The 25,945-nt window shown below is 64.3% G+C and carries 19 protein-coding genes (1 of these 19 only partly in view); 11 read left to right on the top strand and 8 right to left on the bottom strand.

What is annotated here, in order from left to right; all coding sequences use genetic code 11:
- The 5 genes in view from ACO06P_RS23235 to ACO06P_RS23215 are tightly spaced (at most 27 nt apart) and all read right to left on the bottom strand, a layout consistent with a single transcriptional unit that may run on beyond the window.
- A protein-coding gene (locus tag ACO06P_RS23235) for an acetyl-CoA carboxylase biotin carboxylase subunit (protein WP_420347598.1) crosses the window boundary here: on the bottom strand, positions 1-1,493 show its 5' portion. The gene continues 511 nt to the left of window position 1, outside the view; 1,493 of the gene's 2,004 nt are visible here — the first part of the coding sequence; the start codon lies at positions 1,491-1,493; its stop codon lies off the left edge, out of view.
- 14 nt (positions 1,494-1,507) lie between these two features.
- Complete coding sequence (locus ACO06P_RS23230) at positions 1,508-3,232, bottom strand: monovalent cation:proton antiporter-2 (CPA2) family protein (RefSeq protein ID WP_420347597.1); 1,725 nt, start codon at positions 3,230-3,232, stop codon at positions 1,508-1,510.
- Between the two features lie 27 nt (positions 3,233-3,259).
- Positions 3,260-4,180: an ion channel gene (locus ACO06P_RS23225; protein WP_420347596.1), complete on the bottom strand. Its 921-nt coding sequence runs from the start codon at positions 4,178-4,180 to the stop codon at positions 3,260-3,262.
- A gap of 8 nt (positions 4,181-4,188) precedes the next feature.
- The gene (locus ACO06P_RS23220) at positions 4,189-4,977 is read right to left on the bottom strand and encodes an enoyl-CoA hydratase/isomerase family protein (protein ID WP_420347595.1); all 789 of its coding nucleotides are present in this window, start codon (positions 4,975-4,977) and stop codon (positions 4,189-4,191) included.
- Between the two features lie 4 nt (positions 4,978-4,981).
- A complete protein-coding gene (locus tag ACO06P_RS23215) occupies positions 4,982-6,589 on the bottom strand; it encodes a carboxyl transferase domain-containing protein (protein WP_420349672.1) in 1,608 nt (535 codons plus the stop codon).
- A gap of 169 nt (positions 6,590-6,758) precedes the next feature.
- Between ACO06P_RS23215 and ACO06P_RS23210 the strand changes: the two genes are divergently transcribed.
- Positions 6,759-7,103, top strand: coding sequence for a hypothetical protein (locus ACO06P_RS23210; protein WP_420347594.1), 345 nt, complete (start codon positions 6,759-6,761; stop codon positions 7,101-7,103).
- Positions 7,104-7,323: 220 nt separating this feature from the next.
- On the top strand, positions 7,324-7,992 hold the full coding sequence (locus ACO06P_RS23205) for a ribbon-helix-helix domain-containing protein (protein WP_420347593.1): 669 nt from the start codon (positions 7,324-7,326) through the stop codon (positions 7,990-7,992).
- A 75-nt stretch (positions 7,993-8,067) separates the two neighbouring features.
- On the opposite strand, the gene ACO06P_RS23200 is transcribed toward ACO06P_RS23205, so the two are convergent.
- Together ACO06P_RS23200 and ACO06P_RS23195 are read right to left on the bottom strand one after the other, a co-directional pair.
- Positions 8,068-8,472: a hypothetical protein gene (locus ACO06P_RS23200; protein WP_420347592.1), complete on the bottom strand. Its 405-nt coding sequence runs from the start codon at positions 8,470-8,472 to the stop codon at positions 8,068-8,070.
- Positions 8,473-8,759: 287 nt separating this feature from the next.
- On the bottom strand, positions 8,760-10,136 hold the full coding sequence (locus ACO06P_RS23195; RefSeq protein WP_420347591.1) for a TolC family outer membrane protein: 1,377 nt from the start codon (positions 10,134-10,136) through the stop codon (positions 8,760-8,762).
- A gap of 1,107 nt (positions 10,137-11,243) precedes the next feature.
- On the opposite strand from ACO06P_RS23195, the gene ACO06P_RS23190 reads away from it, so the two are divergent.
- The 9 genes from ACO06P_RS23190 to ACO06P_RS23150 all read left to right on the top strand — a co-directional run bounded on the left by ACO06P_RS23190 (position 11,244) and on the right by ACO06P_RS23150 (position 24,397).
- Positions 11,244-13,883, top strand: coding sequence for a type I secretion system permease/ATPase (locus ACO06P_RS23190; protein ID WP_420347590.1), 2,640 nt, complete (start codon positions 11,244-11,246; stop codon positions 13,881-13,883).
- A gap of 157 nt (positions 13,884-14,040) precedes the next feature.
- Positions 14,041-15,375, top strand: coding sequence for an HlyD family type I secretion periplasmic adaptor subunit (locus tag ACO06P_RS23185; protein WP_420347589.1), 1,335 nt, complete (start codon positions 14,041-14,043; stop codon positions 15,373-15,375).
- A gap of 319 nt (positions 15,376-15,694) precedes the next feature.
- The gene (locus tag ACO06P_RS23180; protein ID WP_420347588.1) at positions 15,695-16,420 is read left to right on the top strand and encodes a transglutaminase-like cysteine peptidase; all 726 of its coding nucleotides are present in this window, start codon (positions 15,695-15,697) and stop codon (positions 16,418-16,420) included.
- A 34-nt stretch (positions 16,421-16,454) separates the two neighbouring features.
- Complete coding sequence (locus ACO06P_RS23175; protein ID WP_420347587.1) at positions 16,455-18,551, top strand: HD domain-containing phosphohydrolase; 2,097 nt, start codon at positions 16,455-16,457, stop codon at positions 18,549-18,551.
- Positions 18,552-18,557: 6 nt separating this feature from the next.
- Positions 18,558-19,604: a trypsin-like serine protease gene (locus ACO06P_RS23170; protein WP_420347586.1), complete on the top strand. Its 1,047-nt coding sequence runs from the start codon at positions 18,558-18,560 to the stop codon at positions 19,602-19,604.
- 177 nt (positions 19,605-19,781) lie between these two features.
- Complete coding sequence (locus ACO06P_RS23165) at positions 19,782-20,054, top strand: hypothetical protein (protein WP_420347585.1); 273 nt, start codon at positions 19,782-19,784, stop codon at positions 20,052-20,054.
- A gap of 264 nt (positions 20,055-20,318) precedes the next feature.
- The gene (locus ACO06P_RS23160) at positions 20,319-21,785 is read left to right on the top strand and encodes a glycosyltransferase family 4 protein (RefSeq protein ID WP_420347584.1); all 1,467 of its coding nucleotides are present in this window, start codon (positions 20,319-20,321) and stop codon (positions 21,783-21,785) included.
- A 196-nt stretch (positions 21,786-21,981) separates the two neighbouring features.
- Positions 21,982-23,160, top strand: a complete 1,179-nt coding sequence (locus ACO06P_RS23155; protein WP_420347583.1) for a nucleotide disphospho-sugar-binding domain-containing protein — start codon at positions 21,982-21,984, stop codon at positions 23,158-23,160.
- A gap of 43 nt (positions 23,161-23,203) precedes the next feature.
- Positions 23,204-24,397: a glycosyltransferase gene (locus tag ACO06P_RS23150; protein ID WP_420347582.1), complete on the top strand. Its 1,194-nt coding sequence runs from the start codon at positions 23,204-23,206 to the stop codon at positions 24,395-24,397.
- 45 nt (positions 24,398-24,442) lie between these two features.
- On the opposite strand, the gene ACO06P_RS23145 is transcribed toward ACO06P_RS23150, so the two are convergent.
- Entirely contained in the window at positions 24,443-25,213 is a 771-nt protein-coding gene (locus tag ACO06P_RS23145; protein WP_420347581.1) for a hypothetical protein, read from the bottom strand.
- Between the last annotated feature and the right edge of the window lie 732 nt (positions 25,214-25,945).

The following is a 25,945-nucleotide window of genomic DNA, read 5'->3' as shown; positions in this document are numbered from 1 at the left end:
CAGCCGTTGGTCAGCCGCCAGGGGGAATAGGGATCGCCCGAGGCCGCCGCGGCGCGGCGCGCCTCACGGCTGCGCCAGCGCATCTCGGCCAGGGCGACGGCTGCGAGAACCGGTTCCGGGACCGCCCCGCCGGGTGCCAGCAGGCTGTCGCGGTGCTTATCCAGAAAGGCCGTATCGATGCCGCCCGCGGCGAAGGCCCGATGGGCCAGCGTCCGGCGCAGAAAGGCCACGTTGCTGGCGACGCCCACAACCTCGGTCTCCGCCAGGGCGCGGTTCAGCCGGCGCAGGGCGGTGGGGCGATCCTCGCCATGGGCGATCACCTTGGCGATCATGGGATCATAGAACACCGAGATCTCGTCACCGCTGCGCACGCCGCTGTCCACCCGTACGCCCTCGCCCGCCTCAGGGCCCTCCGGCAGGCTGAGATGCAGCAGGCGGCCGGTCGACGGCAGAAAGCCGCTCTCCGGATCCTCCGCATAGAGCCGGGCCTCGACGGCATGGCCGGAGATGGCGAGATCCTCCTGAGCGCGCGGCAAGGCCTCGCCGGCCGCCACCCGCAGCTGCCACTCGACCAGATCCAGGCCTGTGATCGCCTCGGTGACCGGATGCTCGACCTGCAGGCGCGTGTTCATCTCCATGAAGTAAAAAGCGCCCTTGTCAAAGAGGAACTCGACGGTCCCGGCGCCGCGGTAGTCAATCGCCCGGGCCGCGGCGACAGCGGCCGCGCCCATCGCCTCCCGCTGCTCGGGCGACAGGCCTGGCGCCGGCGCCTCCTCGATCACCTTCTGATGCCGGCGCTGCGCCGAACAGTCGCGTTCGAAGAGGTGCACGGCATTGCCGTGGTCGTCGCAGAAGACCTGGATCTCGATGTGGCGCGGCGCGGCCAGGTAGCGTTCCAGAAGAACCCTGTCGTCGCCGAAGGCGGCCTTGGCTTCGCGCCGGGCCGCGTCGAGGCCGGCTGCGAAGTCCTGCGCCGCCTCCACGATGCGCATGCCCTTGCCCCCGCCCCCGGCCGAGGCCTTGATCATCAACGGAAAACCGACCGCCTCGGCCTCGCGCAGCAGCGGCTCGGACGCCTGCTCGTCGCCATGATAGCCGGGAACCAGCGGCACGCCCGCCGCCTCCATCAAGGCCTTGGCCTCGCTCTTGGAGCCCATGGCGCGAATGGCCGCGGGCGGCGGACCGATGAAGGCGATACCCGCTTCCCGGCAAGCCTCGGCAAAGGCCGCGTTTTCCGACAGGAACCCGTATCCCGGGTGAATGGCCTCGGCACCGGCGGCCTTGGCCGCATCCAGGATCGCTTCGATCCGAAGATAGCTTTCCGCCGCCGGCGCCGGCCCGATGCAGTGAGCCGTGTCAGCCAGGTCGACATGGGCGGCTGCGGCGTCCGCCTCCGAATAGACCGCAATGCAGCGCAGGCCAAGCCGCCGGGCCGTACGGATGATGCGACAGGCAATCTCGCCGCGGTTGGCGATCAGTACAGACTCGAACACGTCCCCAGCCACTCCTATTTCTGCGCGGTCCCGGCCGCATTCTTGGCGTCCAGATCCTCCAGCCGGGCATAGTTGTCGGCCCTGAAGTCTCTCATGACGCGGGTCACATCGTCGGCCCCGATACCCACGGACGACAGGAGAATACCACCCAGTTGCAGGCTGGCCTCAACGGTCTCCGGCACCACCGCAACGGCCCCGACCTGCTCAAGCGCCTGGGCATGGCGCAGATCGTGGGACCGCACGAAAATCGGCAGTTCGGGCATGCGGCTGTGCAGCGCCTCGACCGCGCGGCTGGCTTCGGCGGAGCGGTCCACTGTAATGACGGCAGCGCGGGCATGTTCCACCCCGGCGGCTTCCAGGACATCGACCCGCGTCGCATCCCCGTAGTAGAGAGGCAGCCCGCGGCCGCGATAGTGGGTCACCCGGCCATGGTCCAGATCCAGCGCAACGTAGGGCACCCCGCAGGCGGAGAGCACGCGCGCCACCGTCTGGCCGACCCGGCCGAAGCCGGCGATGATGACGTGGTCGCTGACGCTCTCGACTTCATGCTTCAGGCTCTCCTGGCCGCTGCTGGGCTTGGGCGCCAACCCGCGCGACAGCCGCCCTCCGGCCCAGCCCATAGCCGGCGTCACGGCCATCGACAAGGCGATGACCGCCAACAGAACCTGGCCCGTCTCGCGGTCGAGAAGCCCCTGGATCATGGCGCCGCCAAACAGCACGAAGCCAAACTCACCGGCCTGCGACAGCAGGGTTCCGGCCCGAACGGCGACGTCGGCGGGCAGCTTCCACAGCAGGCACAACAGGGTCGTGACGACGCTCTTCACCAGCAACAGTGCAATGAGGCAGATGGCAACGATGCGCCAGTCCTGAAGCAACTGCTGAATGTCGATCGCCATGCCGACGGCCATGAAGAAGAGACCGAGCAACAGGCCCTTGAAAGGCCTGATGTCGGCATCGACCTGATGGCGGTACTCGGTCTCCGCCAGCAGCAGGCCGGCCAGAAAGGCGCCGAGCGCCATGGAAATTCCGCCCAGGGCCATCAGCCAGCCGGAGCCCAGCACCACCAGGAGGGTTGCCGCGACGAAGAGTTCCTGCAGTCTGCTGGCGGCGATGACCCGGTAGATCGGCCGCAGAATGCGCCGCCCGATGACGATCGCCGCGATCACCACGCCGACCGCCTTCAGTGCCGCAAGACCGAGGGCTTCCAGGATGTTGGCGTCGGGCCCGCTGAGCAGCGGAAGGAGCGCCAGCAAGGGAATGATGGCCAGATCCTGGAACAGCAGGACGGCAAAGGAGGTTCGGCCGAAGCGCGAGGCGAGTTCGCCGCGCTCGATCAGCATCTGAATGACAAAAGCGGTAGAGGAAAGCGCCAGCCCGAAGCCGATGACCAGCGCCGCCTCGACCGACTGTCCGGCCCAGAATGCGACGATCCCGACCAGCACAGCCGTCAGGGTAACCTGGCTGGCACCGAGGCCGAACACGAGGCGGCGCATGACCTTGAGGCGCTCGACCGAAAGCTCGAGACCGATCGCAAAGAGCAGAAAGATGACGCCGAACTCGCCCAGCAGTTGGACGCTGTCCGGGTCCTTCACCAGGGCCAGCGCGGAAGGACCGACCAGAACCCCGGCCGCCAGGTAGCCCAGGACGGAGCTGGATCGTGCCCAGCGGAACAGGGGCACGACGCAGACCGCCGCTATCAGGAAGATCAGAACCTCGTTCAGGTGGGTCGTCGCGTGCATCCTGCCGGCCTGTTCCTGAACCCAGCGCTAGCCGCGGCGGCCCTGCGCCGGGTGCTCGCGCGTGTACCTCAGCACTTCCGAAAAGCCGAAGATGATCAGCCATACCCCGATCACGATCTGCAGCGATGCGATGGCGCGCACCAGCAGGCTTGCGGGCACGAGGTCGCCGTATCCCACGGTACTCAGCGTGATGATCGAGAAGTAGAGGCTTTCCATGAAACTGATCGTTCTCGGCTCTCCGGCCAGCATGAAATGATCGCCGGGGATGATACGCCCGACGAGCCGATAGACTCCGGCAAAAACGATGACGACAAAGGAATAGTAGGTGAAGAAAGCCAGGGTCGGCGCCATGAGGGCGCTGGCGCGGGCGAAAAAGTCTTCGAACAGCAGCCCGGTTTCAAGCAGAAAGGCGGTGACGTCGCGGCACACGGCCATCACCGTGACCGCAATCAGCCCCATGCTGGCGAGCAGCAGCAGCCCTACGGTCTGGGCGCTGAAGCCCTGGTGCGGCACCAGGAAAGTCGCCAGCCCCACCACCATGACCGGCAGGAGCCATAGGAAGACGCGCGGCGCATAGTGGATGCGGGTGTCGACTTCATGGTTCACGAGGCGGTGAATGGCGCCCCTGCGCAGCCAGACCCCGGCCATGAATGTGAGTATCGGCAGGGCGAAGGAAACCCGCACCACCCAATCGGCCGCCGCGCCGAAGTTGGCCTCGACGAAGAAGATAAAGAGGCAGGCATAGACCGACAGAAAGTTCGCCAAGGCGATGGTCGTGAAGTAGCTGCCGGGAAAGAGGCGATAAAACAGCGTCACGCAGAACACCAGGGTTCCGAGCATGACCAGGAAGAAGAAGTCGACCGTCTCTGAGACCGAAAGCGAGACCAGGACGTAGAGGCCGAGCGTCAGAACCAAGCCCGGCAACCAATAGCGGTCAGGCTTCTTCATCGTCCGCTTCAGTCCCCTCGCCAGTCAGGCTTTCGCTTTTCCAGGAAGGCCGCGACGCCTTCGCGGCCCTCCGCCGAGGCGCGCACCGCGGCAATCCGCTCCGCGGTATCGTCGATCAGCCTGTCGTCCCTCGCCTCTGTCACCGTGAAAACAAGATCCTTCGCAGCCGCCTGGGCCATGGGCCCGCCGTCCAGCAGCTTTGCAGCGAGCTGTCGCCCTGTCTGCTCCAGGGCGCCGGCCTCGACAACCTCGTGAACCAGCCCCAGGCGCTGGGCCTCCCAGGCCGAGAAGACTTCGGCCGTCAGGAAATAGCGGCGCGCCGCCGCCTCGCCGATGGCCGCTATGACATAGGGGCTGATCACAGCCGGAATCAGGCCCAGCTTCACCTCGGAGAGGCAGAAGGTTGCGGCCTCGGCAGCGACCACAATATCACAGCAGGCCGCGAGGCCAACGCCACCGCCATAGGCCGGCCCCTGCACCAGCGCCAGGGTCGGCTTCGAAAGCCGGTTCAGCGTCTGCATCAGCTTGGCCAGGCGCAAGGCATCGTCCCGGTTCTCCGCCTCGGAGTAGCCGGCCATCGCCTTCATCCAGTTGAGATCGGCCCCGGCCGAGAAGCTGCGCCCCTGGGCGGCCAGGATCACCAGCCTAACGCGCCCGTCCTGTTCCAGCCCCGCAAGGGCGGTGGTCAGCTCCCCGATCAGCACGTCGTTGAACACGTTGTGCTGATCGGCACGGGTCAGCGTGATCCGCGCCACCCCGCGGCTGTCGATCTCCTCGACGAAAAAGGGTGCCGTCATCGCCTCACATCCTGAAGACGCCAAAGCGCGTCGGCTCAGGCGGCGCATTCAGCGCAGCCGAAATGCCCAGCCCGAGGGCCATGCGCGTGTCGAGCGGGTCGATGATCCCGTCGTCCCAAAGGCGGGCCGTCGCATAGTAGGGATGGCCCTGGAGTTCGTACTGGTCGCGGATCGGCGCTTTGTAGGCTTCTTCGTCCGCCTCGCTCCAGGACTGGCCCTTTGCCTCAACCGCATCGCGGCGCAGCGTTGCCATAACCGTCGCGGCCTGCTCGCCCCCCATGACGGAGATCCTCGCGTTCGGCCACATCCAAAGGAAACGGGGGCCGTAGGCGCGCCCGCACATGCCGTAGTTTCCGGCACCGAAGCTGCCCCCCAGAATGACCGTGAACTTCGGCACCTTCGCACAAGCGACGGCGGTCACAAGCTTCGCGCCGTCCTTGGCGATGCCCCCGGCCTCGTACTTCTTTCCGACCATGAAGCCGGTGATGTTCTGCAGGAACACCAGCGGGATGCCGCGTTGGGTGCAGAGTTCGATGAAATGCGCCCCCTTCAGGGCGGATTCCGAAAACAGAATTCCGTTGTTGGCAAGAATGCCGACAGGGTAGCCGCAGATATGGGCGAAGCCGCACACCAGGCTTTGGCCGTAAAGGGCTTTGAACTCGTCAAACTCGCTGGCATCGACCAGACGGGCGATCACCTCGCGTACATCATAAGGCTGGCGGAGGTCGGGCGGGACGAGACCATAGAGTTCGGCCGGGTCGTAGTGCGGCTCGCGCGATTCCAGCACCTCAAGCGGCTGCGACTTCGGACGGTTCAGGGTCGCCACGATCCGGCGCGCGATCGCCAGGGCGTGGCTGTCGTTCTCGGCGTAGTGATCGGTAACGCCCGAGGTCCGGGTGTGCACCTCGGCTCCGCCGAGTTCCTCCGCCGAGACGACTTCGCCGGTCGCCGCTTTCACCAGCGGTGGTCCTCCCAGGAAGATGGTGCCCTGCCCTTTCACGATGATGCTCTCGTCCGCCATCGCCGGAACATAGGCGCCCCCCGCGGTGCAGGAGCCCATGACCGCCGCGATCTGGGGTATCCCTTTGGCCGACATGTTGGCCTGGTTGAAGAAGATCCGGCCGAAGTGATCGCGGTCCGGAAACACCTGGTCCTGATTGGGCAGGTTGGCGCCGCCGGAATCGACAAGATAGATGCACGGCAAGTGGTTCTGTTCGGCGATCTCCTGCGCACGGAGGTGTTTCTTTACGGTGAGCGGATAGTAAGTCCCGCCCTTGACAGTGGCGTCGTTGGCTACGATCAGGCACTCGCGTCCCGACACGCGGCCAATGCCGGTAATCAACCCGGCGGCCGGCACCTCGCCGTCATACAGGTCGTGGGCGGCCAGTTGCGAAAGCTCGAGGAAAGGCGAGCCGCTGTCCAGAAGGCAGCGCACCCGCTCGCGCGGCAGGAGCTTTCCCCGTTCCAGATGACGCACGCGGGCGCGCTCGCCGCCGCCGCCTTTGATCTTTTCGACCTCGGCGCGCAGATCGGCGACGAGTTGCCGGTTAATCCGCTGGTTCTCCGCGAACTCAGGGTCCCTGGTGTTGGCTTTGCTGACGATGAGCGGCATGGCTCGGGCGAATCGGCCTGTGGCAGGATGAACGTAGTTTCGCCAATGTGCGGACCTCGGCAAGCAAAAAGCAAGGAATCTTAGGCCTTTCGCTGTCCTCCGGCGCCATTGCTTACCCAATGTTAACCACTGGCTGAATAGCCTAGCGCGCAGAGGAAGGAGCACGGCCATGCCCTACGTGGCGCGAGACGATCACGGACAGATCACCGAAGTCCAGGAACGCGAGACCGAGATGGCCTACGAGCAGGTCGCTCTCGACGATCCGGAACTGGTGTCCTTTCTCAGCGACGGTCTCGGGCAAACGAGAATCCGCGAGGAACTGGAAGCCTCTGACCTCGAGTTCATCCGCGTCATCGAGGACATCATCGCTGTCCTGATCGACAAAAGGGTCTTCATGCTCACCGACCTGCCGGCTGCCGCCCAGGACAAGCTGGCGCGACGCTACAAACTGCGCAGCAAACTCTCCGATCTGAGCGGTATCGTGGCCGAGCACGAGGACATCATGCTGCCCTGAAGGGTGCCGACCGCAGGCGGAACCTTTCCGAACGCTTCACCTTTCCACTTCTGAGAGACCGCCGGTGACAGACTGCCGGTGAGAGACTGCCGGCCCCGTATCCGGTGGTGCTCTCGAACGCCCGCATGAACACCCCCATGAACGCCGCGCCGGCTTGCGGATTGGCCCATATTTATGTATGAGTGCTCAGCCATGTTCTGAGACCAACCAGACCGAAACCTTGCAGATCCCCGCACCCAAGACCTTCGGCAACCAGGCCCCCAAGCCGCGCATCGTCCAGTACCGTAACAAGCGCTACTCGGTCCGGCTGGAACCGATCTACTGGCAGACCCTGGAGGTTCTGGCGGAGCGCAACCGTCTGCGCCTGGGCCGCTTCGTCGCGGAGCTGGCCGAGGGCTATGAGGGGCCCAACTTCTCATCCTATCTGCGGGTCTTCTGCATGCTCGAGGGTGAGCAGGCGCTGGCGCGGGAAACCCTGGGACCGACCCACCACGGCCTGCTCGACGTCGTGACCAACTGTCCGAACCCTGGCCTCATTCTTTCCCGGTATCGCACGGTGATCGCCTACAACAGCGCCTTCGGTGAGTGGTTGGGGCCGATGGACGTCGCGGTCATCGGCGCGGAGCTGACCAGTCTGGTTCAGGTCCGGACCCGCCGGTCGCTGACCGAGGTCTGGCAAGACATGATCAGCGGCCGCGAGGCGAAGACCGACGCCAAGCTGCTCTATGTGGCCCCGGGGCGGGTGAACGCCGCGCAGGCGACGATCCTGGCCCTGCGGTCCCAGACCTACCAGGAATTCTATGCGGTGATGTGGCTGTCAACCCAGGCCAAGCGTCCGGGAATGCCCGGGGCGGCACCCGCGCCGCCGCTGAGGGCTTCTCAGGACTGAAGGCCCCGCGGGCTTACCTGGCCGTGGAACGGAAAACAGCGGCCACGCGGTCCCGGCAGCGGAACAACGGCTAAGTCAGGTGATGTTGGGGTCGTTGATGATCAGCACGTCGCTAGCGCTGTAGACTGTCAGCCCGCCTTCGAAGCTGTAGAAGTTGAGACCCGTGACATCGACCCCGGTTGCGGTGACGTGCTCCTCTGCAACGCCAAACTGGGTGATGGTCTCCGAGGTCAGAATGTTCACAGCCACGTCCTCGCCTGTGAACAGCACCACCTCTCCGTCCGGGTCGGGCAGCAGGTCGTCGAGCTCCAGCAAGACGGAGTCGGCGCTCAGGTCGTCTGCCGGCGACGGCGCACCAGGCTCCACGATCACCAGCGGCAGACGATCCTGGTCGACGTCCAGCACCAAGCTCTGCTCAGGCGCTTCCTCGGCGCTGACCGGAGCCTGTGGCAGATCCACAGCTGACTTGTTGTCGTCCATCCCGCAAAGGCCGCCCTTTGGCCCAGTTTCCGTACTTCTGACCAACCAAAATAGATCTTCCGCAGACAAAGGACAACCATTCCGGCCCGCGAAGGCGGCAGTTCTAGGATAAAATACCTATATTCGGTCTGCACCAGGCCCGAGAGCGGTCCACCACTGAACAGGCTGCGCCGATTGGTGCAGTCAGCGGCCCAGGGCCTGGGCGCCCAAAAAGAAACGGCCCCTCCATCTGGAGGGGCCGTACCTCTTGTGGCGCGTCCCGCCGCAACGCGACGGGTGCCGGGCTTCTAGTCGACGAGGCCCTCGGCCCAGGACTTCTGCTCGACGACCGCCTGCTCAGGCGCTGAGACGCCCAGGGTCTCCAACAGCACGCCGCCAACACCCAGAACACGGTAAGACGCGAGCTGCTCGTTGGTCTGAGCCGTCACCAACTGGCCTTCCGAGACGAAGAGTTCGTTTTCGGCGTCAAGAACGTCCAGCAGGGTCCGCTGCGCAACCTCAAACTGCTGCTCGTACGCATCCAGTGTCGAGCGGTTGAAGTCGCGGGCTGTTTCCAGCGCCTCGATGCTGTCGCGGGCCGCTTCCAACGCGAACCAGGAAGTCCGCATTTCCTGCTGAGATTCCAACACCGACTGGAAACGCCGGTTCTTGCTCTCCGTCAGGCGGAAAAGCGCCTCCTGGCGGGCTGCCCGGTCGATGCCACCGCGGAACAGGTTCCAGCGTACGCGTACCATGAGCTGGTTGTTGAATTCGTACGTGTCCAACGCTGAGGTGCCGTCGTTGTACTCGGACTGAGCTTCCAGCGAGATGGCTGGATAGAACGGGACCTCGGACAGCTCGACCTCGGCTTCCGCCGTGCGTACGTCGGCCTCGAAAATCTTGGTGGTGTTGTTGTTGCGAACGGCCAGCTGGACCGCATCGTCCAGGTTCTCGGGCAGTGAACCGCCAGGGAACTCCGGATAGGTGAGATCGTTGCCCGGGAAGGACCCGACGATCCGGGTGAAAATCGCCTCGGCGTCCCGCAGATCGTTCAGGGTTTCAATCAGGGTGTTGTCCGCCCGGGCGGTACGCGCCTCGGTTTGGTTCACGTCGGCTTCACTGCCGCCGCCGCCACGCAGCCGCTCACGCTGTGCGGCAAGCACCTGCTGGTGATAAGCAACGTTTTCCTCGGCCAGCTTCACCAGATCGCGCTGGCGCAGCACCTCGAGGTAGGCGCCGATCGCGTCCAGCGCCAGAACCGCGGAGTTTTCAAAAACCCGATTGGCCGCGGACTCGACACGCGCCTGCTCGCGCTCAACCGTCGCTCCGGCTTCGAAACCATCGAACAGCCGCTGCTGAAGCGTCAGCGAGGTCTCCCGCCGGTTCGTCGTCTCGGTGCCGCCGTTGTTATTGGCCCGGGAGGTAGAATCATTGAAATTCTCGATACCGATGCCGGCCGCAAAGTCGATCTGCGGCAGGTACAGTCCGCGCGCCTGGCGCAACTCCTGATCGACCGCTTCACGATTGCTGGCGACAACGCCAATATCCGGATTTGTGGCAATCGCCTGCTCTACGGCTTCCTGCAGCGACATGGCATTCGCCGAGATCGCCAACGGAAATGCCATGGCGCCACCCAAGAGCGCCGCCTTGAAACTCGTCAAACTCACACTGCGAGACCAGCGCATGCTAGCTTCCCCCGACTTAAAACCTTGCATCTAATACCTCTCCCCCGTGTCGGACCTCACCGTCCGGAGATGGACGAAAGGCAAACAATTCTCGAAATATTCGCGACTTGTAACCTGTTTCCAGTTTGACTGTCAACGAGCGCTCTCAAGCCCAAACAGGGTTAATCGGCGATTGATCGTCTGATCTGCCACACTGTGACATTTTAACCACAGTCCGGCTTTCATGTCACTACCGCAAGTTCTCAGGATCAGATTCCAACCAACTGTCATCAGGTACAAATCCGGCTGTAGGGGTGACAAACACCGCCGACACCCTTCAGGCAGCATGCGGATAAGGCCCGGTTCCGGATTCTGTCAATCCGTCACTGTCGCCCCGGCACCACCTCAAAGGAGGTATGCCCCCCTCTGGCCACCATGAGGCTGGTGCGCCGATCACGGCCTCGATCCCCCGCCCGCCCTCTGTCCCCATCCCTGCTCCACCCCCGCTTAAGCGCCTGATCGCGCGGGCTTGCCGGGAAAAGGGCACTCGCCATGAACCTCAGGCTCAACGCCATCGACCCACATTTTCAGTTTCCCGTCTGGTCGTATGAACTCAGGAGTGGAATACTTGCCTTTCGGCCAACCGGACCGTGCGCATTACTGGCCAATACTGTGGTATTTCGCACAGTCGCCCCCAGAAGGCGGCCATAGGGTTTCCAGGCGCAGCGTCCCGTGCAGGCCTTATCAGACGCGCCCAACTAGGACCATAGTCCTTGAACTTGAGGCGACGACACGAGGCCAAGCCGGGAAAGCGCCGAAACAAAGGCTGATCGAAGCCAATGGAACAGTGTCATGAATCCGTCCGAGTCAAACCACTGGCCCTGCGGGCAAAGTATGCTATTAACCCTCTGCGAATGAAGCGAAGATAATTTTTCCAAGAGTTTTCAGGCATCCTGAACCCGGGCTCTTTGCGAATTCGTAACAACTATAGTGAAGCTTTGGGATTGATCGTTCTTGGAGTGAGAACAGTGGGCCGGCACGCCACCGCAGCCCATTGCTCAGCGCCGCGAGGCGAGCAAGCCAAAGCGCCGGAACGGACAAGGTTGACGGGGGAACAGTAGTCACAGCATGGCCGCCCGCGATGACACGACGGCAAAGCGCAAGGCTCCCCCCAGCGGTTTGAAGTCCGGTAAGGGTGCGGCCGGTTCCGAGGCTTGGCCACCGGACCCGGACCTGACCTTCGGACGCGAGAATCCGGCCACCGAGCCGGACCTGAAGACCGGCGTCTGCCCCTCCAAGGGGGAGAAGGACGCCAGAGAGCCGGACCTGAAGCTGCCGCCGACTTCGGCGGACGTGGATCCGGCAGCGCCTGCACAGGATGCCGAAGCCCCGGAGCCCTCCGAGGACGGCAGCACGAGTTTGATCAAGGGTGTGCAGTCCGACGAAGGAACTGCCGAGAGCAAGGATACAGCTGACGTGAGTGAGGCACTTAATAAGGATCGCGGCGCCCCCGAGGGCGACAGTCTTGCCGAATCCGAAGCTGCGGCACAGGAAGACATCAAGGGCGCCGGCCTTGGCGTGACGCTGCGAGCCAAGGACGTGATCGAAGATGCGTCCGACAAGGACTGGGCGATCGCACCGTCCTCGGTCGACTTCGAGGATCCGCTGGTCCGCTCGCTTTCCCTTCTCGCCGGCCTCCTGCAGCGGCCGATTTCCGTTGAGGCCCTGAAAGCGGGGCTGCCCCATGCCCAGGAGGCCTTCACGCCGGAACTGGCGGTCCGCTCCGCCGAACGCGCCGGCCTCTCCGCCCGGGTGGTGCGTCGGCCCCAGCTCTCGAAGATCCTGCCCGTAACCCTGCCGTGCATCCTTCTGCTGAAAGGCGGGAACTGCTGCGTGCTGATCGAACTCGCCAACGGCCAGGCAGACGTGCTGCTGCCCGAGGCCGGGGGCACCTCGAAGTCTTTGGATATGCGTGCACTGCAGGAGCAGTTCACCGGCTACGCCATCTTCGCGCGCACCGAGGCGCGCTTCGACGAGCGGGCGCCGGAACGCAAGCTGTCGGAGCCGCGGGCCTGGTTCTGGGGAACACTGGCCCAGTTCTGGCCGATCTACAGCCACGTGGTTCTGGCTTCGCTGCTGATCAACTGCTTCGCCATCGCCAGCCCGCTCTTCATTATGAATGTTTACGACCGCGTGGTGCCCAACCAGGCGATCGAAACGCTCTGGGTGCTGGCAATCGGCGTGCTCACGGTCTTCGGCTTCGAATTCGTGATGCGCAACCTGCGCACCTACTTCGTCGACATCGCCGGCAAGAACGCAGACGTCATCATCGCCAGCCGGCTGCTGGAACAGTTGATGTCGACCCGGCTCGACTCCAAGCCGGCATCGACCGGAGCGATGGCCAACAACTTGCGGGAATTCGAATCGCTGCGCGAGTTCTTCACCTCGGGAACGCTGGTGGCGCTGGTCGACCTGCCCTTCATCTTCCTGTTCATCGGTGTGATCTATATCGTCGCCGGCCCGGTCGCCTTCGTCCCGCTGGCCATGGTGCCGCTGGTTATCTGCGTCGGGCTGTTCCTGCAGTTCCCCCTGCGCAACGTGATGGAGAAGAGCCAGCGCGAAGCGAGCCAGAAGCACGCCCTTCTGGTCGAGACCATCGACGGCCTGGAAACCATCAAGGCCACCGCCGCCGAGGGCCGCGTCCAGCGCTCTTGGGAGCGCTTCGTGGGGCTCTCCGCCGAATCTTCGGGCCAGGCACGTTTTATCTCCGGCCTGGCCACCACCTTCGCCCAGATCGCCATTCAGATGTCGACAGTGATCGTGATTGTCTTCGGCGTGTACCAGATCGCCGAGGGCAACATCACCATGGGCGCGTTGATCGCCGCCACCATCCTGACCGGCCGCGCGCTGGCCCCCCTGGGTGCGGTGGCGGCCATGCTGACGCGCCTGCAGCAGTCCAGGGTCGCCCTGCGGTCACTCGACGATGTGATGAAGGCGCCGGCGGAGCGCGCGCAAAACAAGCGCTTCCTGCACCGTCCGCGGCTGAGCGGCCAGATCGAGTTCAAGCAGGTGACCTTCAGCTATCCGGGCCAGGAGACAAAGGCGCTCGACAGCCTCTCCTTCAAGATCAAACCCGGTGAGAGGGTCGGCATGCTCGGCCGCATCGGCTCCGGCAAGAGCACGGTTTCGCGCATGATGGTCGGCCTCTATGAGCCGATGGACGGCGCGATCCTCATGGACGGGACCGACATCCGGCAGGTCGATCCGGCCGACCTGCGCCGCAACGTCGGTTATGTCTCGCAGGACAACTACCTGTTCTTCGGCTCGGTGCGCGACAACATCTGCTTCGGCGCCCCTCATGTGGACGACGAAACGATCCTGCGCGCGGCCGAACTCGCCGGGGTGAGCGACTTCCTGCGCACCCACCCGCTGGGCTTTGACCTGCCGGTGGGCGAGCGTGGCATGGCGCTTTCAGGCGGTCAGCGCCAGTCCGTCGCCATCGCGCGCTCCATGCTTCTGGACCCGCCGATCATCCTGCTGGACGAGCCGACGAGCCATATGGACAACTCCTCGGAGGCCGCCTTCAAACGGCGCCTGGAGGGCATGCTGCCGGGCAAGACTCTTTTCCTGGTAACACACCGCAGCTCCCTGCTGACCCTGGTCGACCGCCTGTTGATCATCGACAACGGCAAAATCGTCGCGGACGGCCCGAAAGACGAGGTACTGCGGGCGCTGCGCCAGGGCCAGATCCGGGCCAGCAGCAGCTGAGCGGGCATCAGGCGTCGCGGCACAGCCCCGACCGATCGATGGTCCGACCCAGATCAATGACAAGGCCGTGCATTTGGGCCAAGCTTAGAAGATCCTGGCGCATCTCTTCCGAACCATCGGGGAGGGCTGGGGTCCGGAAACCAAGGACTGAGTGAAAATGAGCTCTCAAGGCGTCTTCGATCGTGACGATCTCGACTTCATGCCGGATGTCCATGCCGCCGCCCGGGACCGCGGGCGGCGCTTCGCCTACATCCTGACGGTCATCTCGGTTATCTTCTTCATCGTCATGGGCGTCTGGGCCCACTATGCGGTTCTGGACGAGGTCACCCGCGGCGAGGGGACCATCATCCCCTCCTCCAAGACCCAGGTCATCCAGAACCTGGAAGGCGGCATCCTCTCGGAAATCCTGGTCCGCGAGGGCGATATCGTAGAGGCCGGCGACGTTCTGGTGCGGATCGAGAACACCATCGCCACCGCGAACCTGGAAGACGCCCGGTCCCAGTACCTCAGCCTGCAGGCGACCGAGGCCCGTCTGATCGCCGAGCTCGAGCAGCAGGAAGCGGTCGAGTTCCCGCAGTCGGTCTCCGACGAGGCGCCCATCGTGGTTGCCGACCAGAGGCGCCTCTTCAACGCGCGCAAGCGTCAGCTCGCCGCCCAGGTTTCGGTGCTCGAATCCCAGGCCAGCCAGCGCAAGCAGGAAGTCGCCGAGATGGGCAGCCGCCGCCGCCAGCTGGAGCAGAGCCTGCGCCTGGCGCGGGAGGAACAGGCCATCACCGCGCCGCTGGTGCAGAAGGGCATCATGCCCCGCATCGAGCTGATCCGCATCGACCGCCAGGTCGCCGACCTGGAGGGCGAGATCCGCACCATCCGAACCGCCATTCCGCGCCTGCAGTCGGCCCAGAAAGAGGCCGAGCAGCGCATCGACGAGATGGTCCTGACGACGCAGACGGAAACCTCCGACGAGTTGAACCGGATCCGTGCCGAACTGAAGTCGATCTCCCAGTCGCTCTTCGCCGGCCAGGACCGGGTCACCCGAACCGCCGTGCGGTCGCGCGTGCGCGGCACGGTCAAGAACCTGAAGCGCACAACGGTCGGCGGCGTCATCCAGCCGGGCGAGGACATCATGGAGATCGTGCCGCTTGACGACACGCTTCTGGTCGAGGCCCAGGTTCGCCCGGCCGATATCGCGTTCCTGCGTCCGGGACAGGAATCCATCATCAAGGTCTCGGCCTACGATTTCTCCATCTATGGCGGACTGACCGCCAGCCTGGAACGGATCTCCGCCGATACCATCAAGGACGAACAGGGCGAGAGCTTCTACCGTGTCTATCTGCGCACCGAGGAAAGCCACCTGGAGCGCAACGGCGAGACCCTGCCGATCATTCCCGGCATGACCGTGACGGCAGAGATCCTGACCGGAGAGAAGTCCGTTCTGGATTACCTCATGAAGCCCATTCTCAAGGCCCAGGGCTCGGCGCTCCGCGAACGCTAGACCCGGCTTAGGCTTCCGGCCCGGCTCAAGTTTTCGGCCCGGCTCAAGTTTTCGGCTCGGCGCCGCCGCCGCTCCGGTGGCGGCGCTTTTTGCTGCGTTTACCATTCCGCCCGACCGGATAGCCCGCATTTGCGGCAAAAACGCCCGGTATCCGCCTCACCGGGCCGTGACTCGCGTAAACCATCTTTCGAAAACTTCCCTTAAACCAAAGCAGCGATCCTCAAAGGGCAAGGCTTTGAAGCGGCTTCAAAGCCCACGACACCTGTGCATCTGACACCCGTGCGTCCGCGCGGGTCACAGACCCCGAGGGAGCCTGCAGTTGGATCGCCGCGCCTTCCTTCGTTCGTCCGCAGTCGTGCTCGGCACCGCCCTCGGCGGCGCCGCGATCGAGGCCGTGGCGAACCCGGCGGCGGCGCAGTCCCTGGGTGATTTTCTGAAGTCCAGCCGCAACCGCGGCAAAGGCCTCTTCGGCTCCACCGAGATTTCTTCGGCCAATCTGAAGGCGCTGCCGCAATGGGCCCGGGTGCTCTCGAAAATGGAGCAGGAGCGCAGCAGCTTCCATGCCTGCCTGAACAGCGCGGCCGCCTGTACCTCGGCCGGCCTGAAATCCTGGCGGGAGGTTGCCACCGCCGCCAAGGGCCGGCCCCGCCTGGAGATGCTGAAGACCGTCAATCAATACTTCAACCGCTGGCCCTACAAGATCGACCAGGAGCTCTATGGCGTCAGCGAGTTCTGGGCGAGCCCCAAGGAGTTCATGAAGCGCTCCGGGGACTGCGAGGACTATTCCATCGCGAAGTTCTTCGTGCTGCGGGACCTCGGCCTTTCCAACGAGGAATTGCGGGTGGTCATTCTGATGGACCGGATCCGGCGTATCGGCCATGCGGTTCTGGCGGTCTACCAGCCCGATGACATCCTGGTCCTGGACAGCCTCAGCGACCTGATCTTCTCCCACAAGAAGTACCGGCACTACCTGCCCCAGTACTCCATGAACGAGACCACGCGCTGGGCGCACTTCTACGACAAGAAACGCACCGCCGCTTTGTAAATATTCGTTAATTCCTCTATGAGATAAGCCGTTTATGACGAATTCAGGTCCTGAAACGGCTGATCCGCTGGAATTCCCGGCGCTCGATGCCAGACCGGCGCCTCCGGGTCGGTGGCGCATGCTGCTCTGGGGCGGCATTGTGCTGGCAGTTTTCGTTGTGGCGGCCATCCTGGTGCCGCGCCTGACCATAGAGGCCAAGCGGGACCAGCTTATCGAACAGGTGGCCGAGCGCCTGCAGCTGACCGCCGGCGGCCAGGCCGAGGTGCTTTCCACCTGGCTTCAGGGAACCCGGCGCCTCGCCCAGCCGGTCGTCGAAAGCGAGCTCATCCGGCTTTTTTCCGCCGAGATGGACCTGGCCGACGGCGACATGTCGCGCATGGTCGCCCCGCAGAGCGGCGAAGACGGCGGGCTCGGTGTACCGCTGGTCGAACAACTCCCCTTCATCGAACGGGTGATCAGCGACTTCGCGGCAAACGCCGACTTCCTGGCCGCCTACCTGGTCGGCCGCAACGGCGATGCCTTTGTCGCTTCCAGCGGCTCGGCGAGCTTTGGCGCCGAACAGCGCGCGCTGGCGCTGCAGAGCTTCGAGCGCGGACAGACGGTTTTCGGGCCGGCCCGGAGCTTGCCGGCGGGCCTCGTGCTCGACATGGTCATGCCGGTCTTCGCCGCACAGGTAGAACCCGGCGAAGCCAGGCCCGTTGCCGCCCTGGTGCTGGTCGTGCCGCTGACCGCCGGGCTGTCGGACATCCTCTCCGTCGACCCGCTCGCCAGCCCGGGCACGCGGCGCGTGCTCATCCAGTTGGACGACGGCGCCTTGGCCCGCATCGCCCCCGGCGCCGCCGAGCCGGTCAAGGCGGTAACCTTGGACGGCTTCGACCTGGCGGCCGGCGAGGTGCCTTTCGCGGAGCGTCCTTCCCTCACCAAACCGATTCAGGTCTATTCCGCAGGCGCCATGGTCTCCGGCCCCATATGGTGGATTGTGGAGGAACTGGAGGTCACCGTCGCCGAGCGGCCCCTTGCCACCTTCTCCATCGCGGCCGTCCTGGTTGCCGGCCTGGTGGTCCTCGTGGCCGCTGCTGCCTTCGGCGCTTTTTGGTGGCGTCTGTCGAGCCATCACAACGAGACGCTGGCCGTGCAGTATCGCGACCTTGCCGGGCGCATTCAGGCCCAGAAGCAGCTCATGGAAAGCATCAACGGTACGATCTCGGAGCACATTGCTCTGAAGGCACCCGACGGGACCTACCGCTATGTGAACCCGGCCTTCGCCTCGGCGGCGGGCCGCAGTCAGCAAAGCATGATCGGACTGGACGATGCCGCGGTTTTCGGACGCGGTACCGCCAAGCGGCTGGCGCTTACCGACCGGCGCGCCCTCGATGAAGACACGGCCGTCACCACAAACGAAGAGATCTACCTCGACTCGACGAAGCGCTATCTGCAGATCTCAAAGGTACCCTTCCGCGATGCCGAGGGCGCTGCTCCGGGCCTTGTGTCGGTGTCACGCGATGTCACCGAACTGGTCGAGCAGCAAGAGAAGAAGGAACGTGCCATCCAGCAGATGGTCACCGCCCTGGTGCGCGCGATCGAGCTGCGCGACCCCTACCTGGCCGGGCACTCCCGGCGCGTCGCGGACTTCGCGGTGGCCGTCGGCAAACAGCTCGGCTGCAGCGAGGACGACCTGACGACGCTGGAGCTCGCGGCCAATCTCTCCCAGATCGGCAAGCTCGCCGTCCCGGAGGAACTGCTGACCAAACCGGCCCGTCTGACGGAGGAGGAAATCCGCCAGATGGAAACCCATGTCGAGCATGCGGTTCAGCTTCTCGGCGGGATCGATTTCGAGCTGCCGGTCGTTGAAACCATTGCCCAAATGCACGAGCGCCTTGATGGCAAGGGCTACCCAAAAGGGTTAGCCGGCGAGGCAATCCGTCGAACCGCCCGAATTCTGGGGACTTGCGATGTCTTCTGCGCAAGGGTGGAGCCGCGGTCCTACCGCGCGGGCCTTGCACCCGACGCGGTGCTGGATATTCTGCAGGAGAATTCCAGCCGCTATGACCCCACAGTGATCGAGGCGTTGAGACAGGTGACTTCGACTATCTCCGGTGAAAAGCTGATCGCCAGCATCGCGGCCGGCTGATCCTCCATGGTGACTCCCTTCGCGGACCTGCGGGCCGCTGCCAAGTCCATCGGGTTCGTCATTCTGCTCTGTCTGACGGCGGGTCAGGCCTTCGCGCTCGACGGCACTATCCGCACTGCCGGGCGGGTCGAAATCAATGCAATGGAATACCCCTGGAGTGCCGTCGGTCGCGTCAACGCAGGGGGACGCGGTCACTGCACGGGATTTCTGGTGAGCGAGCGGCATGTTATCACCGCTGCCCACTGCCTCTTCGACCCCCGGGCCGGGCGGTGGCGCGGCCCCATCGAGCTGCACTTCATCGCTGGCTATCAGCGCGACCGCTTCATCCTGCATTCCAAGGTGGCCAGCTACCGCCGGGCCGAAAACTACGAGTATGCCAATCCAGTTAGTGCTCGTGCCGCACTGCACGACTGGGCAATCCTCACTCTTGAGAAGCCGATCGGACGCAAGGCCGGCTGGCTCGGCATGAAGAAGCTGGACAGCCTCATGATGTCGCGGATCAAGGCCGGCGATGCCCTGCTCATACAAGCGGGCTACCGCCGCGACCGGGCCCATGTCATGTCGGCCGGCTGGGGCTGCACCTTCCGGGGCTTCATTCAGCGAGGCCGGCTGATCACCCATGACTGCAATGTCATCCAGGGCGACTCGGGTTCGCCGCTCATCCTCTTCGCCGACAGCGACTTCTACGCGATCGGGCTGCATGCCATCGACCTGCGTTCCGACAAGGATGGACCGCTGGCCGGAGTGCTCTCCTTCAGCCTCTTCCATCCCGACGGCGGACGCCGCGACGCGGCTTCGGCTCTCTCCGGCACCTCCGCGCGCTGGGCCCAGGGAATGCCGCCCGGCCAGGGCAGCGAGGCGGCGATGGTGCCCCTGCGCACCATCGACAGCCTTCTGGTCAGCCTGGGCTACCTCCAGCGCAGAGCGGAGCAACAGAGCCAGGAAGCGCGTGTTCAGGCGCTCAAACGCTTTCAGGGAGACCGCGGCCTGCCGAAAGACGGGCGTGCGTCTTTGGACATCCTGGGCAAGCTCCTGCTCGCTGCCACGCGTTAGGCGTTCGCGGCACAACGCCTGAGGGCGCTGGATCGAAGGCCGCAAGCCTGCTATCCACATCGGTCGGCGGGGGCGGTGCCCATCGGGCCGGCGGAGAATCCGCTGCGGCAGCCGCCATTTTCTTCACGCGACCGGCACGGCGCGACTTAGTGCGATTGATAGAAGGAAAGCATATTCATGACCGAATTGTTCGCTGATGGGACAGGCTCCATCGTCGTTTCCAATGGCGTGGTTCGTATCGAGCTGGTGCAACTTCGTAGAAAAGACGACAAGGCAGAGCTTGAGTCGCACACCAGCGGTCACCTGCTGATGCCGGTCGGCTCCCTGAAGCAGCTGACCCTGCAACTGGCCAAGGCCTTGGAGCAGATCCAGGCCCGCGTCGCCGAGAAGGACAGGCTCGACAACGCGCCGAAGGGTGACGATTTGGACGACGCCCTCTCAAATCTTTGACCGGGCCGCGGCCTGCGGCCGCGAAGGTCGGATTGCGTCGTCGGGGCGGTGCCCGCGCAGCCGGCGCGCAACGCGCCAATTGGCCGGGCGCCGCCGCCGCTGCAGAGGCGGCAGCCGGGACCGGGTCCGTTCCGGCCGTTTTTGCCGGCTCCTGGCCGGCGCGGCGCCTTTACGCAAAATTGAGCATCTTGGCCGAATCTGGCGGGGATCCGTATAGAGTGACTGCGCCGCCCCCAAGACCGGGCAACGGGAAGGCCCCAAGCTATGAAATACCTCTTCGTCCATCAGAACATGCCTGGGCAGTACAAGCACATCTGCCAGCGGCTCGCCGCCGACAAAGACAATACCGTGGTGTTCATTACCAAGCGGGAAGGTATCGAGCTTTCGAACATCCACAAGGTGCTCTACAAGCCCAACCGAGAGCCCGCCGCCTCGACCCATCGCTACATCCGAGACGCTGAGCGTGGCATCCTCCACGGACAGGAGGTCGCCCGCAAGGCGCTGGAACTGAAGAGCAAGGGCTTCGTACCCGACATCATCATCGGTCATCCCGGCTGGGGCGAGACGCTGTACCTGAAGGACGTGTTTCCCGACACACCGCTCTTGGGGTTCTTCGAGTTCTACTACCACGCCGTCGGCGCCGACGTTGGTTTCGATCCGGAGAATCCGGCCAGTCTCGACACGCACTGCCGCATCCGGACCAAGAACATCATCCAGTTCATGGGGCTGGAGTCCGCCGATGCCGGAATGACCCCGACCCTCTGGCAGTTCGAGCAGTATCCCGCCGAGTTCCGGCACAAGATCTCTGTTGTTCACGATGGCATCGACACCGCCGTCTGCAAGCGCAACCCCGATGCCTCCATCGAGATCAAGAATACCGACGGCGAGGTCACGACGCTGCGCCAGGGGGAAGAGGTCATCACCTACGTGGTGCGCAACCTGGAACCCTATCGCGGCTTTCCGCAGTTCATGCGCGCAGCCGAGATCATCCTGAGGCGAAGGCCGAAGGCCCGCATCATCATCATTGGCGGCGACGAGGTGAGCTACGGGCGGCCGCTGCCCGACGGCGAGACCTACCGCAAGAAGGCCCTGGAAGAGGTCGATCTCGATCTCAGCCGTGTGTTCTTTCTGGGCCGGGTTCCCTACTCCACCTACCTGAACGTCATTCAGGTCTCCGGCGTGCATGTCTATCTGACGTTCCCCTTCGTGCTCTCGTGGTCCGTTCTGGAAAGCATGGCGGCCGAATGCCTCCTGGTGGCCTCCGCAACGCCGCCGGTTCAGGAAGTCATCAAGGATGGAAGCAACGGCCTTCTCTTCGACTTCTTCGACCACGAGGCCATCGCCAACCGCGTCGACGAGGTGCTGGACCACAAGGACCGCATGGCGGCCATCCGCAAAAAGGCCCGGACGACGGTTCTGCAGAACTACGACCTTGAAAAGTGCATGAAGGAGCAGCTCAAGCTGATCGACAATCTGGTGGCCGGGAAACGCCCACAGCCGGGCGGCAAACCCGGCAAGCCGAGCTTCCGTCTGCCCTCGGGCAGCCGTGGAACGAAGCCTGCGGCGAAGAAAGCCTCGGGCGGGTCCTCGAAGACCGCATCGAACGGCAAGACCAAGGCGGCCGCCAAATCCGGCGGCACCCGCTCGACCGCGCGCAAGAGCAAGGCCAAGAAAGCGCCCGCGAAAAAGGCTTCGAGGGCTAAACCCTCCGGTAAGCCTGCAGGGCGCTAGAAGCCAGGCGGGAGAGCGCCTTTCCGGCGGTCCGGCGAACCACGGGCGCAGCAGGGTCTCGATAGCTTCGGCAAATGGCATACTCCGGATTCCGGGTTGCGAGACCCGATTGGAACGCTTTATCAACCGCCTTGTAGGACGCAACAGGGGACTGGTACCCGGATCGAGGTCCCGGCCCAGCGGCAAGGACTGAACCTTGGCAAGAGTACTCGTTGGATACGAACGCGGTGACAGTGTGGGGCACTACCGCCGGCTGCTGCCGGTGGCGGAGGCCCTGGCCGCGCGGGGGCATCAGGTCACTTTCTTCCTGCGTAACCCCTATGACTGCAGGGCGCAGATCACCAAGAACCCCTTCCCTTTCATTCCGACACCCGACCTCGTGCCGCCCAACCCTGCGGAGCGCGAACCCAAGCGGATGGGCAGCTACAGCGATATCATGGTCTACTGCGGTTTCGGCCGGCTGGAGACGCTGTTCACGGCGACACTGGCCTGGCGGACCCTGTTCGATCAGCTGCGCCCGGATCTCATCGTCTGCGACCATAGCCCGGTGACCTGCTTTGCCGCCTACGGCCGCATCCCGGTGGTGCAGATCGGCGATGGGTTCACCATTCCGCCGGCGCAGGACGACGTCTTCCCGCCGTTTCGCGCGAAGAAAAAGGTCACGGTCGATCCCGACCAACTGGTCTCGGTTATGAACGATGTGCAGGGACGACTGGGCGGCCCCAGGGTGCCCTGCGTGACCGCGCCGCTGCGCACCGCGGGACGACTGATCTGCACCCTGATGGGGCTGGACCCCTACAAGGACCTCCGCGAGGATCCGGTGATCGGTCCGACCGAGGGCCTGCAGCCCCCCACACCGATGCCAAAGACCCAATCGCTCTTTGTCTACCTGGGCATCGATCAAAGGATAACCCCCCGGTTCCTGGAAGTCTTGAAGGCGTCGAAGCTGCCGGCGCGGGCGTACATCCGCGGCATGACCGAGGAAGCCGCCGAGACCTACGCCCGCCCGGGCCTGACCTTCTACAAAGCGCCGCAGCCCATCGATGAAATGCTGCGCGACGCTACCATGACCGTTCATCACGGCGGCAGCGGCATGTGCCTGGCGTCGTGCAGTGCTGGCCGCATTCAACTGGCCCTGCCCATCCATGAGGAAACGCTCTTGAATGCCCGCGCCCTGGGGCGCATCGGCGTGGGCCGCATGGCCACCGGCAAGGAACTCGAGGAGAGCGGCCAGGAGATCCTGGACGAAACCGTCGCCGACCCGAGAAAGGCCGAGCGCGCGCGGATCATTGCCGAAGAGATCAGAGACGTGGGGCCGTTTCGCCCGATGGAGCGGATCATCGAGACCTGCGAGAGTGTCCTGGGCGGTCGCTGAGAGCCGGATGCTGCCGCAGTCTCAACAAAGGCGCTAGGGGAAGATGGCAAAGATTCTCGTCGGCTACGAACTGGGGGCGGGGCATGGGCACGTGCACCGCCTGATGCCGCTTGTGAGAGCGCTGGAAGCCCGCGGCCATGAGGCCGTCTTTTTCCTGCGCAACATCAAGGAGAACGCCGTCCTGCTGGCAAGGGAGAAGCGCCCGATTCTTCCGGTGCCCGACATGGTCGGGCGCATCGCCGGCGCCCCCAAACCCGCGCGCCTCGGCAGCTACCTCGACATCATGTGTCACTCCGGGTTTTTCCGCCGCCAAAGCCTCCATGCCGGCATGCTGGCATGGCGCGGCCTGCTGGAACAGGTGCGCCCCGACCTGGTGATCTGCGACCACAGCCCGATCTGCGTTCTCGCATGTTTTCAGGAATGGCCCGTTGTCCAGGTGGCAGACGGCTTTACCCTGCCGCCCGCGCAGGACGATCACTTTCCGCCCTTCCGCCCGGGCCGCAAGCCCATGGTCGACCCGCAGCACGTGCTGAACGTGATGCAGTACGTTCAGGAGCACAATCGCCGGCCAGTACCCCGCAGCGTGACCGAACCTTTCCGGACGGCGGGTCGGATGGTCTGCACACTGCCGGAACTGGACCCCTACGCCGCGCATCGCCGGGACCCGGTGATCGGCCCTGTCGAGGGCTTGCAGGAACCACGGCCCCTGCCCGCCAATCCGCACTTCTTTGCCTACGTCAGTCTTGAACACAAAAAGACCAAGCCCTTTCTGCGTGGTCTTCGCGCCAGCAGGTTACCGGGTGAGATCTTCGCCCGCGGCATGACCGACGACATCGCCAACTCCCTCAGCCGGCCGGGCCTTACCGTGCATCGCGAGCCCCAGCCCATGGCCGAGGTGCTCCAGCGGGCCAGCCTGATCATCCACCACGGCGGCAACGGCACCTGCTGCGCGGCGCTGAGTGGCGGGCGGCCCCAGGTAACGTTACCGACCCATATGGAGGCACGCCTCAGCAGCGACGCCCTTGTCGATCTTGGCGTCGGGCGGTTGCTCCAGAACAAGGACCTGGACGATGCCCTGCCGGCGATACTGGAGCAGACAGCCGCCGACAACGACATGGCCGAGCGCGCCCAGGCCCTGGCCGCCGACATCAAGGCCCGTGAGACCTACAGGCCCGTGGATCGGATCCTCGAAGCCTGCCTGAAGATCCTCGATGACGCCGCCCCCACGACCGCTTGAGATCGCAAAAAGGTGGCAGCCGGCGTTCCTGTCGGATACAAGCGCCTACCTGCCGCCGGTCACCCTGGAGAAGACGTTCGGCGACGGACTGAGATCGCCGTGGAGAACCTCAAAGTCCGCAGGCAGGACGAGGCCGGAGCGTCTTCGGCAAGCCACCTTGCGCGGGCTCCTGAGAACACCCAGGCTGGCGGGGGAGAGGTTGGCCGCAAAGGTGTCGATGGCCGTCTCACCTGCGGTGTCTGAGTGAAGGACGAGGTTGACCGCCAGCTTTGCGGAAACGTCCGCACCAAGTTCCCACGGAACCGTGCCCGGATACCGAAACTGACCCAGAAGCGCTCCGTCTGTATCCAGAAACGCGCCGGTTACAATCGCGACCAGCGCGCTGCCGACTTCGATCGATTGCTCATAGAGCATCAGAAATCCCCCTGGCGGAATCTGGTGGTCGCCGGGGATCGCTATCTCGATGACTTTCCCGCCCGGGTTCAGCAACTCAACGGTAAGGTCTGCGGAACCGATGGGGACGTCGGACTGATTGTGGAGTTGAAGCACGTTGAGGCGTGGCTGTTCCGGCAGACCGTTGAACGCAGATCCGGCAAGAACGCCGGGGAGCGCAGGACTGGAAACGCCAAGCCCGATCTCGCTGATGATCAGGCGGGGCGGCGCCAGTGGATCCGGACGATCGGCCGGACGGGACCGGGCCGGTCGTGTCCTGCGCCCGGCGGAACCGAAGCTTGATCTGTTGGTTAATGACTCGGCAGAGGGCTCGCCCCCTCTTTGCCCGGTCGTCCTGACCGAGGGTGACGGCGTTTCCGACATGCGGCTTCACTCCAGGGTTCCTCGAGTGCCTTCACTGAGCACTCGCGCCGCGTCTCCCTACGCGCCGGCGATTGACCCCTGGATCTGCAATTCAGTCGAATCACAGAAGACGATGGTTCACCTGTAAGAACGCTCCAGGCCACTGACCCAGCAAACCCACTGAATCAAAACACAAGGTTGTGGCCTCTTCTTCTGATGTTCCTAATTATCCATATAAATCAGATAGTTAATACGCCGGCACGCTCTCGAACGACTACGGCGAAGCGAAGCCCTGCCTGTGCCGGGCCGCACCCCTTCGGCGCTTTCGCGGATGGGGCTTTCAGGTCGTTTGCCAACCCTCCGGTTGCAGCAGGCCGGCGGTGCGGGGGTGCGCCGCGCGGGCGCGCCGGCCTGCGACGCCTTCTCGCAGCAGAGATCGCGCAGCGGCCGGGCCGATGGGTTGGACTGGGAGACTTTCAGTGGCGGGCCGGAAACGCATGCCTCGGTCGCCCTGACCGAAATCGACAAATCGCTCCGCATCGCAACGCTCCAAGGTTTGGCCGAGGTCCCACTTCAGACCTCCGCGTCGCGTATCCCAACGCGACCGTAATCCACCCCTGGATTTGCAGTGCTGTCGAGACTACGCAGCCGCGAATTCAAGTCAATGAAAAAGCGTCGAGAAGAGTGATCCCTTCACAACGGTTCTCGGTGACCGCGCCGGTCTCGCCCGGCTCAGGTTCTCCTCAAGTACCG

It is taken from the genome of Pelagibius sp. (assembly GCF_965227505.1).
Classification (GTDB): domain Bacteria; phylum Pseudomonadota; class Alphaproteobacteria; order Kiloniellales; family Kiloniellaceae; genus Pelagibius.
Note: the sequence above shows the minus strand (reverse complement) of the source record. Positions and strands in the feature narration are given on the sequence as shown.